This is a genomic window from Microcoleus sp. A2-C3 (assembly GCF_036706065.1).
Classification (GTDB): Bacteria; Cyanobacteriota; Cyanobacteriia; order Cyanobacteriales; family Microcoleaceae; genus Microcoleus.
Genome location: NZ_JAUBVX010000022.1, coordinates 1 through 15,625 on the forward strand (window position 1 = coordinate 1; position 15,625 = coordinate 15,625).

Here is a 15,625-nt window from a genome sequence, read left to right on the forward strand (position 1 = left end):
GATTCCTCGAAAATAATTGGTCTAATAAATTGCTTTCTAAACTGTAGTGCTGCTGCAAATTCGTCACTGTCAACAGAGGCGAATTTGACTGCGATTGAACCTGATAATTTTCTCGTTCCCCTCTTCCTTCTTCCTTCTGCCCTCTTCCTTCTTCCTTCTGCCCTCTTCCTTCTTCCTTCTGAATGTGCAAAGCTGCTTTGAGGAGCGATCGAGTATATTCGTGTTGCGGGCGTTCAAACACATCCAGCACCGGCCCAGTTTCCACGACTTTACCGCCGTACATCACCGCAATGCGATCGCAATACTCAGCCACCATCGCCAAATCGTGAGAAATCAGCAAAATAGCCGTTCCCCGTTCCGCGCAGAGTCTCGTTAATTCCTGCAAAATCTGGGCGGCGACAGTTACATCCAAACTCGTCGTCGGTTCATCCGCCACAATTAATTTCGGATCGAGCAAAAGAGCCAAAGCAATCGCCACTCTTTGGCGCATCCCGCCGCTAAATTCGTGGGGAAATTGTGACCAGCGAGAGGCGGGAATTTTCACAGCTTCCAAAATCTCGATCGCCCGTTTCTTCGCTTGCTTGCGATCCAAATTCGGTATGTGAGCTTGCAAAGTCTCAATGCAGTGTTCTCCCACAGTCATCAAAGGATCGAGACGAGTCATCGGATCTTGAAAAATCAACCCCACAGCTTCGCCCCGAAACCGTCTCAGCCGCGAAGCATTCATCTCAAACACCGACTCACCCGCAAAACCAACCCGCCCCTCAATCAGCGTCGAATCCGGCAACAACCGCATCGCCGCCCTTCCCAAAGTTGACTTACCGCAGCCAGACTCCCCAACCAATCCCAGTTTTTCCCCTGCTTCCAGCGTCAGGGAAACGCCGTCAACCGCCCAACCGGATTGGCCCCGCCGCTGAGGATAAGCTACTCGCAAATTTTCAACGGAAAACAAAGAATAGTCATTAGTCATTAGTCATTAGTCCTTAGTCTGTTGTCTGTCAACAGTTAACTGTTGACTGTTAACTGTTAACTGTTGACAGTTATTATTTGTTATTTGTTATTTGTCAATATACTGACGGTTAGTTGTTAGCTATTAGTATTCTTCAGGACTTATTAGTTATTGGCAAGAGACCGATATGCTGTTTTTAAATACCAATATAAATTGCTACAAACAAAGATTTTATCACTACATCATTAAGCTGTTCTGCACTTAAATTGTATGTCAAAAATCAATAAAACTCTTGTGGGACGTTGCTCTGAGCAGCGTCCAGAATTTCCAGTTTAAATGCGCAACAGCTTAACCGACCAACCGCTTACTAACAACAGTGAACAGTCAACCGTTAACAGTCAACCGTCAACTGTCAACTGTCAACTGACAACTGTCAACTGTCAACTGACTAAATTTCCCTTCGCTTCAACTCAGCTCTCCGCAGTATATAAGTTGCCGCACAATCAGCGTGGGGATGATCTGCTAAAACTTCCGCAAGTTCCAACACATATCCGGCGATATCTGGCCCCAGCTTCTCCGTCAGCACTTGACGCTCGCGAGAGGCGAGCTCTTGCACGCGGGCCTTTGCTTGCCAGTTGGGAGAAAACATCTTGTCAATCTCGGTATGGAATCCTAGACTTTCGAGAATGTCCCACTCGCCGTTGTCGCACCAAATTCCCCCGCACAGCATACAGCGCTCTATGTAAAAGGGCACTCTGCTAAACGGAACTTTCGCCCGCGACAAATAGTGACCGTCTTCGGGACACAGTGCTGCTTTGCTGTCGTAGGGAGATGGCGTGAATTCTATGCCGAGAGTCCCTGTCGCCTCAGGTTTCTCGGATTTGTTGTACCACTGGCTCTGCTCTTTCTGCCAAGCTTCGTATTCTCTGCCTGGAATCCAGATACCGTAACAGTTGGGACACCACTGCACCGACATACTGCCGGCTAAGGTGCCTCCTTCTAAGTTGGGATGTTTACATTTTGGACATTCCACCGCTTTATTTCTCCTTGCCTTCTTTATTCCCTGTTAATTCAGTTATTAATTCTGCATCTGGACGGGCCCGCTCAGCACCAGAATTTTTTTGCAGCACCGCACCGCAGTAGCCAATTAGCGTGTTGATTCGCGAATTAGCTGCACTTTGCCTCGCCTCTGCTGTCGCTGGCTGCTTCGCAGCTTGCAAAAACGTGACATCTGTCCCCAATAACCGCAGTTGCTTGTGAATTTCCGTCAAATAGGACTGCTCTGGGGGTGTGTCTGAGGTGTCTAACTCGCCGCTGGGGGCTCTCATAATTTGGTTCCCGAAAAATTGTTGCACTTTTCTGTATTCGATCGCCAGCGCTGCTCGATCGAGATTATCTTGTGCAGCAGTTCTTTGTAGCTGTTCGAGTGCTTGCTGTAATTCTTGGTAGCACTGGCGGCGGTCTTCGGACAATATCATGTTTTGTAAACAAATTTTTCTTTATAATCAAAGTAGATTCTTGCTTAAGCTTTGCTCATATTAAGGGAAGCCGTGCATTTTTGCAGCAATTCCCGGTTTTCTGAGAAAATTTCATCACTGGCAGCCCTGACTCGATCGCTCTGGCTTCTGCTTTTAGTTTAGCGTTGGCCGTGAATGCCGATCGCCCGCTACGTCCACTGCTACCGCCAAAATATCCTTATTTTACCCGATCGACCGATCGCAGTGGCGGCAGTGGAGTCAATATATTTTCCTACCTGCGACGGGGGGCAGATCCCCATTAGATAGATATAGTTAACAAAAAAATCGACTATTTTTTGGGATTGCAAATTGTGGCATTCAATTAGTTTAGTATAACTAAACACATAATTTTGGCAATTCAAGCAAAAACCAGCTTTTAACCATTTGTATTTCTAAGTTTTAAAGGTGTACCCCATGAACGCGAACACTCTAACTCCCTCTCCTTCGATCGATCCTGCTGTAGTTCCCGATTGGCTGCAAGAATGCCTGAATTCTCGATCGCCCGTAGAAGTAGACCCCAAATCCAGTTGTCCGACTAGCAACAGCTTAATTTGTCGAGCCTTTGAATTTGCCCGAGACTTGCACGAAGGACAGTACCGCAAATCTGGAGAACCTTATATTTGCCATCCCGTAGCTGTAGCTGGAATACTCCGGTATATGGGCGGCAACAGCGTGATGATTGCCGCCGGTTTCCTCCATGACATCGTGGAAGATACAGATATTACTCTCGAAGAAATAGAACAGCGGTTCGGCGCGGAAGTACGACAATTAGTCGAAGGTGTCACCAAGCTTTCTAAGTTTAATTTTTCCAGCAAAACAGAGCGCCTTGCCGAAAATTTCCGCCGAATGTTTCTAGCAATGGCTAAAGATATTCGCGTGATTGTAGTCAAACTAGCAGACAGACTGCACAACATGAGGACTTTGGAGCATTTGTCCGAAGAAAAGCAGCGCACCATTGCCCTAGAAACCCGAGATATTTTTGCTCCCCTGGCGAACCGTTTGGGTATCGGACGTTTTAAGTGGGAATTGGAAGATTTAGCGTTTAAATACCTGGAACCGGAAGCTTACCGCGAAATTCAGGACTTGGTGGCAGTCAAGCGAGCCGATCGAGAAACTCAACTCGCAGAAGTCACAGATAGTTTGCGAGAAAGACTTGACAGTTTAGGCATTAAATGCTATGAAGTCAGCGGCCGTCCCAAACATTTGTACGGGATTTATGGGAAGATGCAGCGCCGCCAAAAAGGGTTCAACCAAGTGTACGATATGGCTGCGGTGCGGATCATAGTAGAAACTAATGATGACTGTTATCGGGCTTTGGCGATCGTCCACGATTCATTCCGTCCAATTCCCGGCCGCTTCAAAGATTATATCGGTTTACCAAAAGCCAACCGCTATCAATCTTTGCACACCGGAGTCATCGGCACCAGCGGCCGCCCCATCGAAGTACAAATTCGCACCGTAGCAATGCACCACATTGCCGAATACGGCATCGCCGCCCACTGGAAATACAAAGAAACCGGCGGTTCCAACACCACAGTCACCGGTGACGACGAAAAATTTACCTGGCTGCGACAACTCCTAGAATGGCAAACCGATCTCAAAGACGATCGCGAATATTTACAAAGCATTAAAGACAACTTATTCGACGAAGATATCTATGTTTTCACTCCTAACGGAGACGTGATTGCACTCAACAGCGGATCAACACCCGTAGATTTTGCTTACCGCATTCACACAGAAATTGGCAATCACTGCACCGGCGCCAGAGTCAACGGGCGAATGGTGACACTAGACAAGGTTTTAAAGAATGGCGACATTGTAGAAATCTTGAACCAAAAAAACGGCCATCCCAGCTCAGACTGGCTGAATTTTGTCAAGACAAACGGAGCAAAAAACCGAATTCGGCAGTGGTTAAAGCGATCGCACCGAGATGAAAACCTCGCTCGCGGGCGGGAATTGCTCGAAAAAGAATTAGGCAAAAACGGCTTAGAATCCTTGCTAAAATCCGAGCCCATGCAATCAGTAGCTCACCGCTGCAACTACCACAGCGTCGAAGACTTAATCGCAGGTTTGGGCTACGGCGAAGTCACCCTAAACCTCGTAGTAAATCGCCTGCGAGATTTAGTAAAAGTGCAGCAAAAAATAGAAGCCGCACCGGGAGGAACCCACGAATTGCCGCAGCTAATACCGGCATCGACTGCACCGAAACCCGTACCGAGTTCATCTCCGAGCAAATCGCCGATCGCAGGTGTAGAAGGATTGCTCTACCATATAGCAGGCTGTTGTTGTCCAATTCCCGGAGAAGCAATTATTGGAGTTGTGACTCGCCTGCGCGGAATTTCGATTCATCGCCAAGGCTGTTCAAATGTTGAGAATGTGCCTGGAGACAAGTTAGTTCCCGTGAGTTGGAATTCCAGCAACCGCAATGAATCTCGCCCCAATACTTATCCGGTTAACATTCAAGTTGAAGCCCTAGATCGAGTCGGAGTTCTCAATGATGTATTATCGCATTTGAAGGACAACAAAGTGAACGTCCGCAGCGCCCAAGTCAAAACATATCCTGGATTGCCGGCATTAATTGACTTGTGCATGGATATCCAGGATAAAGAACAGTTTGAGCGGACTTGTATGCAGATTAAAAATATGAGCGATATTTTAAATTTGCGGAGGCTGAGCGAAGGAACTTAAGAGAAAATTCACCGCATGGCACAACTTAGCCTTAACTCCGTGATTCCTTCAGAAAAGCTGACGAACTATTTATTGATCCGGCTTCCTAAAGATGACAAATCTCAGTTTCTCGCTCGGGGTGGTTACAATCTAGAAAACTGGCAGCAGTTTGAGCGAGATTTGAGAGTCCAGATACTTTCATTGGAAGCGGAGCCAATGGAAAACACAAAATACGGTCAAAAGTACATGATTCGAGGTAGTTTAACAGGGCCAAACGGTAGAACTTTACAAGTCAAAACCGTTTGGATAGTCACTTTATCCGAAACGAGATTTGTTACATTAGTTCCTGATTAACAAGAGGTAATCCGCCATGAAATTTGGACTTTTTTCACAAGTAGCATTGCGCGAAGACATCCCCAATTACAATCTAAAAAAAGGTGCTGTAGCAACTATTGTTGAGCATTACCCGATGCCGGAAGGTCAAGAAGACGGTTATAGTTTAGAGGGTTTCAATGTCGAAGCAATTACAGTTGAAGTTGCCGAGTCCCAGATTGAATCAATAAAAGCTCCTGTTTTGCAGCTTGGCAAATTAAGCTAACGCCGACATCCGCGAGAAGTATTTGTGTGTGTGTGTGTGCGCTGCATACCTTACCATACGTAGCGTGTCAAACCACTTTTTGCATAATTCCTCCCCTTATTTCGCCGGAGTCGCAGGCTTTGACTCGCCCAACTTTTGCTGCAAAAACTGCCGCGCCACTTGGGCGGCATCCTCCTGTTTTCCATCAACTTGATAGTTGAGTTTTCGCATATCTTCCTCGGAGATTTTGCCGCCCAACTCTGCGAGCACTGGACGCAATTCTGGGTATTTCTCCAAAATTTGCGATCGCACAACCGGAACAGCTTCGTAGGGCGGGAAATAGTTCTTATCATCTTTCAGGACTACTAAACCCAAACTTTGAATCAAACCATCCGTCGTATTGCCGGCAATCACATCTACTTCTTTTTGTTTCAGCGCTTGATAAAGCAATCCTAACAGCAACTCCTTCGGTTCTTCGGCAAACTTAATCCCGTAAGTTTTAGCTAATCCGGGAAATCCATCTTCTCTCTCTTTGAACTCTGGCCCGAAAGCAGCCCGCAGTTTAGGTGCAGCTTTTCCAAGTTGCGAGAGAGTTTGTAAATTGAGTTTCTTAGCATCATCTCCCCGCACGATAATCGCAAAACCGTTATTAAATCCCAGCGGTTGCATCCATTCTGCCTTAAACTGTTTGGGATACTCTTGTTTGAGGTAATCGAGGACTTTTTGGGGAACAGAAATCGGTTTCTGTTTGAGCAGGTTGGCGTCAGCAGTATCCGTGTAATCGACGACTTTTTTGGGGTCAGAAATCGGTTTCTGTTTGAGCAGGTTGGCGTAAGCAGTCCCGGTGTATTCGACGTACAGATCGATTTTACCCGTTGCTAGGGATTGATGGCAAAGCGAGCCTCCGAGGTTGAGTTTGCGTTCTACTTTGATATCTGTTTTGGCTTCGATGTGAATAGCTAAAATTTCTGCTAGGATGACTTGTTCTGTAAAGTCTTTGGAGCAAATAACAATTTGTTTTTGAGAACTAGAATTGCAGCTTGTGACTGCAAACAAGCAAAGTAATGATAAGCAGGAAGATAAAAAATGGCTTTTTGATATTTTCATTTTTTTATTGTAACATTTATATATATAGATTCAGGAGAAAATATGCTATTGAGTGTCAGCGATATTATCCGCCAGCAGCGACAATTTTTTGCGACTGGGAAAACTAAAGATGTGGATTTTCGGATCGAACAACTCAAGCATCTCAAAAGTGCGATCGTCTCCAATCAATCACGGATTGTCGATGCTGTCAAGGCTGATTTGAACAGGCCGGAGTATGAGGCTTATTTTGAAATTGCATCGATCGCAGAAGTTAATTATGCGATCAAAAACGTGAAATCGTGGGCAAAGCCCAAAAAAGTGCCGACATCGATCGATCAATTCCCCGCATCAGCCCGCATTTACCCTGAACCTCTGGGCGTAGTTTTAATCATCGGGCCCTGGAATTACCCATTTCAGCTCATGATATCACCTTTGGTCGGGGCGATCGCCGCCGGCAACTGCGCCATCCTCAAACCCTCAGAAATCGCCTCGCACACCTCCGAAGTTGTCGCGGATATGATTTCCAAAACCTTCGATCCCGCCTACATCGCAGCCATCGAAGGAGGAGTCGAAACCAGCAAACAATTATTAGCCGAAAAATTCGACCACATCTTCTTTACCGGAGGCACAAAAATCGGTAAAATAGTCATGGCAGCCGCAGCCAAACACCTGACACCTGTCACATTAGAATTAGGCGGCAAAAGTCCTTGCATTGTAGACTCAGATATTCAAGTTGAATACACGGCTAAACGGATTGCGTGGGGGAAATTCATCAATGCTGGTCAAACTTGTATCGCCCCAGATTACCTATTAGTTGATAAAAAAGTTAAACCCGCTTTAATGCAAGCAATTAAAGCAGCACTTCACGAATTTTATGGCGACGATCCACAGCAAAGTCCCGACTATTCCCGAATTATCAATCAGCATCATTTAGGACGTTTGACAGAGTTTATCAAAGACGGCGAAATTGTCGCGGGCGGCCAAACCAACGCCGAAGATAAATATATTGCGCCGACGGTAATCGACAAGGTTTCCTGGGATTCGCCAGTGATGCAGGATGAGATTTTTGGGCCGATTTTGCCCGTTTTGGAGTATGATGAGCTCGGAGAGGCGATCGCCCAAATCAACGCCCGCCCCAAACCCCTAGCTTTGTATTTGTTTTCAAAAGATAAAGATAAACAAAAGCGAGTTTTGCGGGAAACTTCTTCCGGCGGAGTTTGCATCAACGACACGGTTATGCAAGTCGGAGTCACAACTTTACCTTTTGGCGGAGTTGGCGACAGCGGCACCGGCAGCTATCACGGAAAAGCCAGTTTTGACACTTTTTCACATCAAAAAAGTGTGCTGCAAAAGTCATTTTTACTTGACTTAAAATGGCGCTATGCTCCCTATCTAGGTAAGTTGGATTTGATTAAGAAAATTATCGGTTGAGCGATCGCACTTTTAGGGCGGGCTTAAGCAACATCTAAATAAAAATAAGATGGCCCTGTCATCCCGCCCAGATTATCATAGTATTGTCTAACATTGAACTTAATACACTGACAATATGAACGAGAATTTACCAGAAATTTTAGCAGAACTGCGTCACTACTTTAATGATTTGTACGGCGACAGACTTGTGCAGTTAATTCTCTACGGTTCCCAAGCCAGAGGAGACGCAAAACCAGATTCTGATATTGATATTTTGGTTGTTTTGAACGAGCCTGTTAGTGGGGGCAAAGAAATCGCTCGCACCAGTGAATTTGTTGCCGCTTTGTGCTTAGATCGTACTGTAGTAATTTCTCGGACTTTCGCCTCCGCAGCACGTTTTCAGCAAGAAAAAAGTCCTTTCTTTCTAAATGTTCGCAGAGAAGGAGTACCGATTTGATATCAGAACAAATTTCTCTTTTAACAAAAGCTAAAGGTTTGTAGTGAGGACTTTAGTCCGTAGAATTTAATGCGGACTAAAGTCCTCACTACAAACCTTGTGAAATTAACGAAATCAGATGCTGGGAAATCAGCCACCTGCTTAATGTTCATTGAGTTAAAATAATATCAACTATTCCCCAAAATGCTTATGTTTCCTAAATATCCCGTGCCTCAAACAGAACCGCCCCGATCGCCCAAAGAAACGCTCCCCACGATGTACGATCTACCTAGCGAAAATCCGGAGGAACCTGGTTTGCCCGACGAATTTCACGGCTTGCAACCGCAGTTGCTCAGCTATACCTTCCGCCCTTCCAGATATTCCGCTGCCCAAATATTTAGCGGGGCTGACATGAATCTTTACTACGACTCGCGTCACCCGCTTTGGTACAAGCGCCCGGATTGGTTTGGAGTTGTGGGAGTTTCCCGATTGTACGATGAAGTCGATATGCGGCTGAGTTATGTTGTTTGGCAAGAGGGTGTTAATCCTTTTGTGATTGTAGAATTGCTCTCGCCGGGAACAGAAAAGGAAGATTTGAGAGACGATCGGGAAAATGTACCGCCAGCATCCGCAGGCGTAGTGGATAATGGTCAAATAAGTCAGGAACAGAGTCAGGAAAAACCGCTCAGAAAATGGGAGGTTTACGAGCAAGTTTTGCGGATTCCTTATTATGTTGTTTTCAGCCGCTACACTAATCGATTGAGAGCTTTTAAATTGGATGGAGCTCGCTATGAAGAATTAGAACTTTCAGACTCGCGCCTGTGGATGCCTGAGATTGATTTAGGCTTGGGTTTGTGGCAAGGAGATTATCTGGGAGTCGATCGACTGTGGTTGCGCTGGTACGATAGTGAAGGGAATTGGATTCCTACTCCCGAAGAGCGTGCCCAGCAGGCACAAGAGCGTGCAGAGCAGGAAAGACAGCGTGCAGAGCAGGCACAAGAACAAGCCCAGCAGGCACAAGAGCTTGCAGAGCAGGAAAGACAGCGTGCAGAGACTGCCGAAACTCGCTTAGAATCTTTGATGCAAAGACTGCGGGAATCTGGCATCGATCCCGATCGATTCTTGAACGGTTAATGGTGATTTTTTTTAAGACTTACGCACTACGAACCAAGGGAGTTGCTTAATCAGGGTATGAAAAAGAACTAGACAAAAATCCAGAAGCTTTGTGGACAATGGTTTTTATGATTTGCATATTTAGCCGTTCATACCGTAAATCAGCAACGCCAACTACAGTTATTCAACCCGCAGGCGAGTGGGCGAGAGTTTGTGTAGAGGCGGTTTCAACCGCCCAGTTTCGTCAATCGGTAAGCAAACTCGGAGAAGTAATCACAAAGACATCCCTAGTTCCCACTCCTTCTAATTCCGGTTTAATCGGCGTAGTAAAGTGGAAAAATTCGTGGTCATTTACTAGCAGCAATTCTCCCGGATGCAGAATTTTATTAAAAACAGGCTTCTCTTTTTTCGCCAAGTACAAATGCGTTTCCCCGCCGACAATATTAGTGCGATCGACCGAGAAAATCCCGATAAAATCAGTACCGTCTTGGTGAATGCCTTCCGGTGCGGGGTTGCCGAAATTGTGCGGCGAGCAACTTGTCCTGATTTGATGCACTCCGATTTCGGCTTCTGGGTGAATTTTGCAGGAGTCGAAGAAGGCAAAAATCAGTTGTTTGAAGTTATCGAGGGCAATTAGCCGATCGTCCAATTCGGCATATTCCCGCCGGATATCACCCACCACCCGATTGTATGCTTTGCTTTGGAACAAGTAGCCGTGAGGTAACTTAACTAACTCAGTCCCGTTCACTGCAAACCGCGACAATCTTCTGGAACGATACTTGCCTTTAATGTAAGGATCGATCGGCATATCGTTAAAAAATGGCTGGAAACCTTCGAGCTTAATCGAGTTTACTTTCTTGAAAGTAAACATGAAAGCATAGTCCAATTGAATGGATTCTAATACTGTTTTCATAGATTTTTCTCCCTAAAGCCTTGCTCCCCTCCTTAATTTTGCCTTAAGGAGGTGTATGCTTCTAGTCTAGCTCAGGTTTTTTGCACCTGTGGTAAAAAACACTACAAAATTTGCAAAGATATCGTAAAGAAGGAAGAAGGAAGAAGGAAGAGGGAAGAAGGAAGAGGGAAGAAGGAAGAGGGAAGAAGACATACACAGCAAGCTTTTTAGCCATCGGTATTTGACGTTTAATTAAGTGGATTTACTTAGCAGTTTAACTCCGCACCGCTTTCACTAGCGACTGACAGGCCCGCAGGAAGACGGCAACATCCGCCCCAAGTGCGACGTACTGAACGCCAGCATCAATCCACTGCTTGGCGATTTCGGGGTTTTCGGCAAAAGTACCCGCTGCTTTGCCTGCTTTGCGGATGGTTTGCACCGCTTCCTGCATCATGTCGATGACTCGGGGATCGCAGACTTGGCCCGGAATGCCGATCGACTGTGACAGATCGTAAGGCCCCAAAAAAATCACATCAATATGTGGCACAGTCACAATTTCTGCTAAGTTATCGATGCCACCTTTACCTTCGATGTGAATCACAACCAAGGATTCTTCATTGAGTTTGTCCGTGATATCAACGCCCGCAGCAGTGTAACGTCCAGCCCGCGTAGCGAAAGAAAGACCCCGCGTGCCCAGAGGACTGTATTTAGCGCTTTTGACAGCGATTTCGGCATCAATTTTGCTTTCAATTTGCGGTACTTGAACGCCTGCGCTGCCGATGTCGAGAGCTCGTTGAATTTGTGGCCCATCGTTTTTGCGGACACGGACAATTGGTGCAATGCCGGTGCAGTCGGCCGCGCGACACAAATCTTCAGCAGCAAGGGGGTGCAGGGGGCCGTGTTCCATGTCTATGACGGCAAAATCAAATCCAGCGTGACCGCAGATTTCGATGAATGCGGGATAGGCGCAGTTCATAAATAAACCGAGGACTGTTTCGCCTTGTTTGATTTTTTGTTTGAGTTGGTTTTGACGCATGGTTTATTCAGTTGACAGTTGACAGTTGACAGTTGACAGTTGAGGGCGACCTCTCCCGGTCAGGAAGAGGATTGGAGTAATGAATAGTCTGCTTTTAATTTCTCCCTACAAGGGAGAGGCTTTAACCCAATTCTTTCTGGTAATGCCGGAAATTTGATGTTTTTTTACCGCGAATTAATGCCGATGAACCCAGATTGTTTTTAATTTTACACTCTTCAACCTGCGGAGGCAGGTGAGAGTTTGTATAGACGCGGTTTCAACCGTACGTCCGATCTTTATGTTAAGAGGATAGATAAAAATTTTATAGCTGATTTAGCTTCGATTTTAAAGGGAATCAAGCACACAACCCAGGCAAAAATAAACATTCCTAATATCAGTAAAAATATTGGCCCCACGGAGGGTTCTACGAACCAAGCAAATAAAGCAAACATTCCAATACTGCCAGTTGTCCACAGCCAAAGCATCATAAATGCTAGGACTATTTTATGTAAACTCATCCTAATTTTGATGGAACAACCAAACGGTTGAGAATGGATATATCCTTCGATAATTGGCAAAAATGAATTGCGGCCAGTGATGATGCGACTGATTTTGAAGGTATTGCCAGAGATTGTTCCTTCATAAGGTTTGGCAGGTGGCGCGCCGAAGGGTAGAGTTATTCTAAAAAGTTTGGGAGGAGTCACAACTTCGTCCAACCTGTTCAAAACTTCCAAAAAAGTTAAACTGGTGATAATTGTTAAATCCTCAAAGGGAATCAATGACTTAAAAAATTTGACGATTTTTAGCATAAAGTTGATTCGGCTATTCAATAGTTGTCACTGCTATTAATGCCTCTTATATAAAAAAGTTTGCCCTGACTCTACCGCGAAATACCAGTATAGTGCAAAATAAACATTTAAATGCGATGAGTGTTTTTTGCTGATGTCAAAATTAATTCCACAGTCTCCGATGAAACTGCGACGGTATCTATTTTCGCTCAAAGGTCGATCGCTCTTCACCTTCACCCTCAGTCTAATTGCCTCCCTCTCGGCTATTACCCCAGCCTTGGCCGCACCTGTGCGCAATCCCGACAAAGAGGAAACTTGCGACATTCTCGTAGCAGGCGGCGGGCTTGCAGGTGCTGCTACCGCTTACGAAGGTTTGCTGGCGGGGCGCACCGTTTGTATCACGGAAATTACTGACTGGTTAGGCGGTCAAATTTCCTCCCAGGGAACTTCCGCACTTGATGAAAGAGAAACTCAGCGATCGCTCTTATTTTACCCCCGCGGCTACCTAGAATTGCGGCGGCGAATCAAAGAACATTACGGGAGGCTAAATCCCGGCGGCTGTTGGGTTAGCTATTCCTGTTTCATGCCCTACGACGGCCACAAAATTCTATCTGACATTTTGCAAAATGCGGCTCAAACAGGCAAAGGGAAGCTGAAATGGTTTCCGAATACCGTGATTAAAGAATTAGCAATTACTCCGGCGGTGGCGGGGAATGCAGTTGGCGGACAACAAATTAAAAGTGCGATCGCCATTCAACACAAACCAGCCGCCAACACCCCGCCCATCAACACCGAAACCCTGTCTAAAACCATCGAAGATGCCTATCGCTACGAAAACTCGGCGCGATTTAACAAAACTATTATTCGGTTCACTTCCAAACCACCCAACCAGTCAAAATCAAAACCTAGAGGTGCAGATTGGTTCGTGGTAGATGCGACTGAAACAGGCGAATTAATCGGACTTGCCGATGTTCCCTACCGCCTCGGAATTGACCCGCGTTCACCTCTCGAACCTTCCTCCGCCAGCCCAACCGGCGACCCTTACTGCACCCAAGGTTTTACCTACACCTTTGCGATGCAAGCAACAAAGGAACCGCAGCAGCATCAACAGCCGTCTTTTTATCAACAATACGCTCCTTACTACAGTTACGAACTGGCGAGATTAGCCAGCTTTCCGCTAGTTTTCAGCTATCGCCAAATTAAAACCATGAGACCGGATGAGCCGCGCCCTTCCGATCCCAAGAAATTCCCGATTTATCCTGGGGATATTTCCATGCAAAACTGGACTTGGGGGAATGACTACCGCCCCGGTTCTGCTGAGGATAATTTAATTTATTCTCGCGCGCAATTGGAGGCTAACGGTCAACTGCAACCGGGCGCATGGATGGGTGGTTTGCGAACGGAAACTTTGCGCCGCGGCGAAGAAAATGCTCAAGGATATTTCTACTGGTTGGTAGCAGGAACTACTGACTCACAATTAGGTAATGGAGTGAAAAAACCTTATCCAAACAATCGTTTGTTGAGCGGATTGGATTCGCCGATGGGGACGGTGCACGGACTTTCTAAATATCCTTATATGCGGGAAGGTCGGCGGATTATTGGACGGCCGACTTTGACTCAGCCTCAAGGTTTTACGGTGTGGGAAGTTGATATGTCTCGGACTGATTTTAAGACGGATTTTTACCGCGAGAATTTGTCGAAGGAAGAGTACCGAGATTTGTGGTTGGCTGTGGGTGGTTTGAACGCGCCGGCTTTGGCTGTGGGAAGTCAGACTGTTGAGGAGACTAAATCGCGATCGCGCGCCCGGATTTATCCTGATAGTGTGGGTATCGGTCATTACGCGATCGACTTTCACCCCTGCATGACCAACAGCCCGCCGGAAGCACCGGGAAACACCGAACGCGAAGGCACTCGCAAAGGTCAAGGACAAGCTTATCCGTTCCAAATTCCGCTGCGGGCAATGATTCCTCAGAGGATTGACAATATGTTAGTGGCGGGTAAAAGTATTGCTGTTAGCCACACGGCGGCGGCTGCTTATCGGGTGCATTCTTTTGAATGGTCTGCCGGCGCTGCGGCGGGAGTTACCGCTGCTTTTTCCCTAGAAAATGGGATTGTTCCCTATGAATTGGTGGATGAATTACCCTCCCGCGAGCCGAATTTGGAGGCGTTACAGTTGCGGTTGCAACAAGACAAGAATCCGATCGCCTTTCCAGGTACTTCTATCTTCAATGGTTCGTGGCAAAATTGGAAATAATCGCAGTTGGTAATCTGTAGGGCGGACATCCTCCCCGCCGCACAATAAAATTCACTCTTTGTGGAACAGGGTGGAACAGGCTTTCGGGCCTGTTCCTGACACCCCAGAATTAACTCCTTACCAAGAAGATCCTGTTAACAGTATAAAATAACCAATAAGTGAATATTTGACCAACAGCAATTTGTCATCCATCTTTCGATAGAAGCAATCAGACACTGCTTTAGTCGGATCATATCAATAATCCCCAAAAATATTCCCCCCTTCCCCTTCAAACTCGTCAAAGGTAACGGTCATGTCAACTGCACAGCTCACAGCCAATCCCAATAATGTTTATGCCAAACAGTTACTCAGAACCTTAGTAGCTGTCAAAAAAGGGGACTTTTCAGTGAGGATGCCCATAGACCAGACCGGTCTAGCCGGGAAAATTGCTGACGAACTTAACGATATTATCGAACTCAATCAGAGAATGGCCGCCGAACTCGATCGCATCGGCACAGTTGTCGGGAAAGAAGGCAAAATCGCCCAGCGCGCCACCATCGGCAACGTTGAAGGTTCCTGGGCAGCTAGCGTCAATTCTGTCAATACCCTAATTACAGATTTAGTGCAACCAACCTCAGAAACCGCCAGAGTAATTCGGGCCGTAGCAAAAGGAGATTTATCGCAAACCATCCCCCTAGAAATAGAAGACAGACCACTCAAAGGAGAATTCCTCCAAACAGCCAAAATTGTCAACACAATGGTAGACCAATTGAGTTCCTTCGCCTCAGAAGTAACCAGAGTTGCTAGAGAAGTAGGAACCGAAGGCCAATTAGGCGTACAAGCAGAAGTGGAAGGAGTAGCAGGAACCTGGAAAGATTTAACAGATTCTGTTAACTCAATGGCCGGGAATTTAACAGCCCAAGTCCGCAACATTGCCGAAGT

Annotated in this window: 15 protein-coding genes; 8 read left to right on the forward strand and 7 right to left on the reverse strand. The window is 46.2% G+C overall.

The features are described from left to right. The 3 genes from QUB66_RS13945 to patD all read right to left on the reverse strand — a co-directional run. A partial coding sequence (locus QUB66_RS13945) for an ABC transporter ATP-binding protein (RefSeq protein ID WP_332971242.1) occupies positions 1-970 on the reverse strand: 970 nt, incomplete at its 3' end. A 427-nt stretch (positions 971-1,397) separates the two neighbouring features. Further along, entirely contained in the window at positions 1,398-1,982 is a 585-nt protein-coding gene (locus QUB66_RS13950; RefSeq protein WP_265233071.1) for a TFIIB-type zinc ribbon-containing protein, read from the reverse strand. Between the two features lie 4 nt (positions 1,983-1,986). Then, the gene (patD, locus tag QUB66_RS13955; protein ID WP_265233070.1) at positions 1,987-2,427 is read right to left on the reverse strand and encodes a heterocyst frequency control protein PatD; all 441 of its coding nucleotides are present in this window, start codon (positions 2,425-2,427) and stop codon (positions 1,987-1,989) included. 453 nt (positions 2,428-2,880) lie between these two features. Between patD and QUB66_RS13960 the strand changes: the two genes are divergently transcribed. Genes QUB66_RS13960 through QUB66_RS13970 form a run of 3 tightly spaced genes read left to right on the forward strand, consistent with a single transcriptional unit; the run spans position 2,881 to position 5,731 of the window. Then, entirely contained in the window at positions 2,881-5,154 is a 2,274-nt protein-coding gene (locus tag QUB66_RS13960) for a RelA/SpoT family protein (protein WP_332969066.1), read from the forward strand. 15 nt (positions 5,155-5,169) lie between these two features. After that, positions 5,170-5,487, forward strand: coding sequence for a DUF6883 domain-containing protein (locus QUB66_RS13965; protein ID WP_332969067.1), 318 nt, complete (start codon positions 5,170-5,172; stop codon positions 5,485-5,487). 16 nt (positions 5,488-5,503) lie between these two features. After that, positions 5,504-5,731 (forward strand): DUF4926 domain-containing protein, encoded by a 228-nt coding sequence (locus tag QUB66_RS13970; RefSeq protein WP_265233067.1) that lies wholly within the window; start codon positions 5,504-5,506, stop codon positions 5,729-5,731. A 96-nt stretch (positions 5,732-5,827) separates the two neighbouring features. Here QUB66_RS13970 and QUB66_RS13975 read toward each other — a convergent pair whose 3' ends face one another. Next, a complete protein-coding gene (locus QUB66_RS13975) occupies positions 5,828-6,817 on the reverse strand; it encodes a glycine betaine ABC transporter substrate-binding protein (RefSeq protein WP_332969068.1) in 990 nt (329 codons plus the stop codon). 42 nt (positions 6,818-6,859) lie between these two features. On the opposite strand from QUB66_RS13975, the gene QUB66_RS13980 reads away from it, so the two are divergent. The 3 genes from QUB66_RS13980 to QUB66_RS13990 all read left to right on the forward strand — a co-directional run bounded on the left by QUB66_RS13980 (position 6,860) and on the right by QUB66_RS13990 (position 9,776). Further along, a complete protein-coding gene (locus QUB66_RS13980; RefSeq protein ID WP_332969069.1) occupies positions 6,860-8,227 on the forward strand; it encodes an aldehyde dehydrogenase in 1,368 nt (455 codons plus the stop codon). 115 nt (positions 8,228-8,342) lie between these two features. Beyond that, complete coding sequence (locus tag QUB66_RS13985) at positions 8,343-8,663, forward strand: nucleotidyltransferase domain-containing protein (protein ID WP_332969070.1); 321 nt, start codon at positions 8,343-8,345, stop codon at positions 8,661-8,663. A 189-nt stretch (positions 8,664-8,852) separates the two neighbouring features. Beyond that, on the forward strand, positions 8,853-9,776 hold the full coding sequence (locus QUB66_RS13990; RefSeq protein ID WP_332969071.1) for a Uma2 family endonuclease: 924 nt from the start codon (positions 8,853-8,855) through the stop codon (positions 9,774-9,776). Positions 9,777-9,999: 223 nt separating this feature from the next. On the opposite strand, the gene QUB66_RS13995 is transcribed toward QUB66_RS13990, so the two are convergent. From QUB66_RS13995 to QUB66_RS14005, 3 genes are all read right to left on the reverse strand, one after another. Next, positions 10,000-10,668 (reverse strand): 2OG-Fe dioxygenase family protein, encoded by a 669-nt coding sequence (locus QUB66_RS13995; protein WP_265236746.1) that lies wholly within the window; start codon positions 10,666-10,668, stop codon positions 10,000-10,002. A 253-nt stretch (positions 10,669-10,921) separates the two neighbouring features. Then, positions 10,922-11,683 carry an HpcH/HpaI aldolase family protein gene (locus tag QUB66_RS14000; RefSeq protein ID WP_332969072.1) on the reverse strand — a complete coding sequence of 254 codons (762 nt, stop codon included), beginning with the start codon at positions 11,681-11,683 and terminating at the stop codon, positions 10,922-10,924. A 275-nt stretch (positions 11,684-11,958) separates the two neighbouring features. Further along, complete coding sequence (locus QUB66_RS14005) at positions 11,959-12,471, reverse strand: hypothetical protein (protein ID WP_332969073.1); 513 nt, start codon at positions 12,469-12,471, stop codon at positions 11,959-11,961. Between the two features lie 160 nt (positions 12,472-12,631). On the opposite strand from QUB66_RS14005, the gene QUB66_RS14010 reads away from it, so the two are divergent. After that, a complete protein-coding gene (locus QUB66_RS14010) occupies positions 12,632-14,704 on the forward strand; it encodes an FAD-dependent oxidoreductase (RefSeq protein ID WP_332969120.1) in 2,073 nt (690 codons plus the stop codon). Positions 14,705-14,996: 292 nt separating this feature from the next. Then, positions 14,997-15,625, forward strand: a 629-nt coding sequence (locus tag QUB66_RS14015) for a HAMP domain-containing protein (protein WP_332971243.1), incomplete at its 3' end; no start/stop codon positions are given.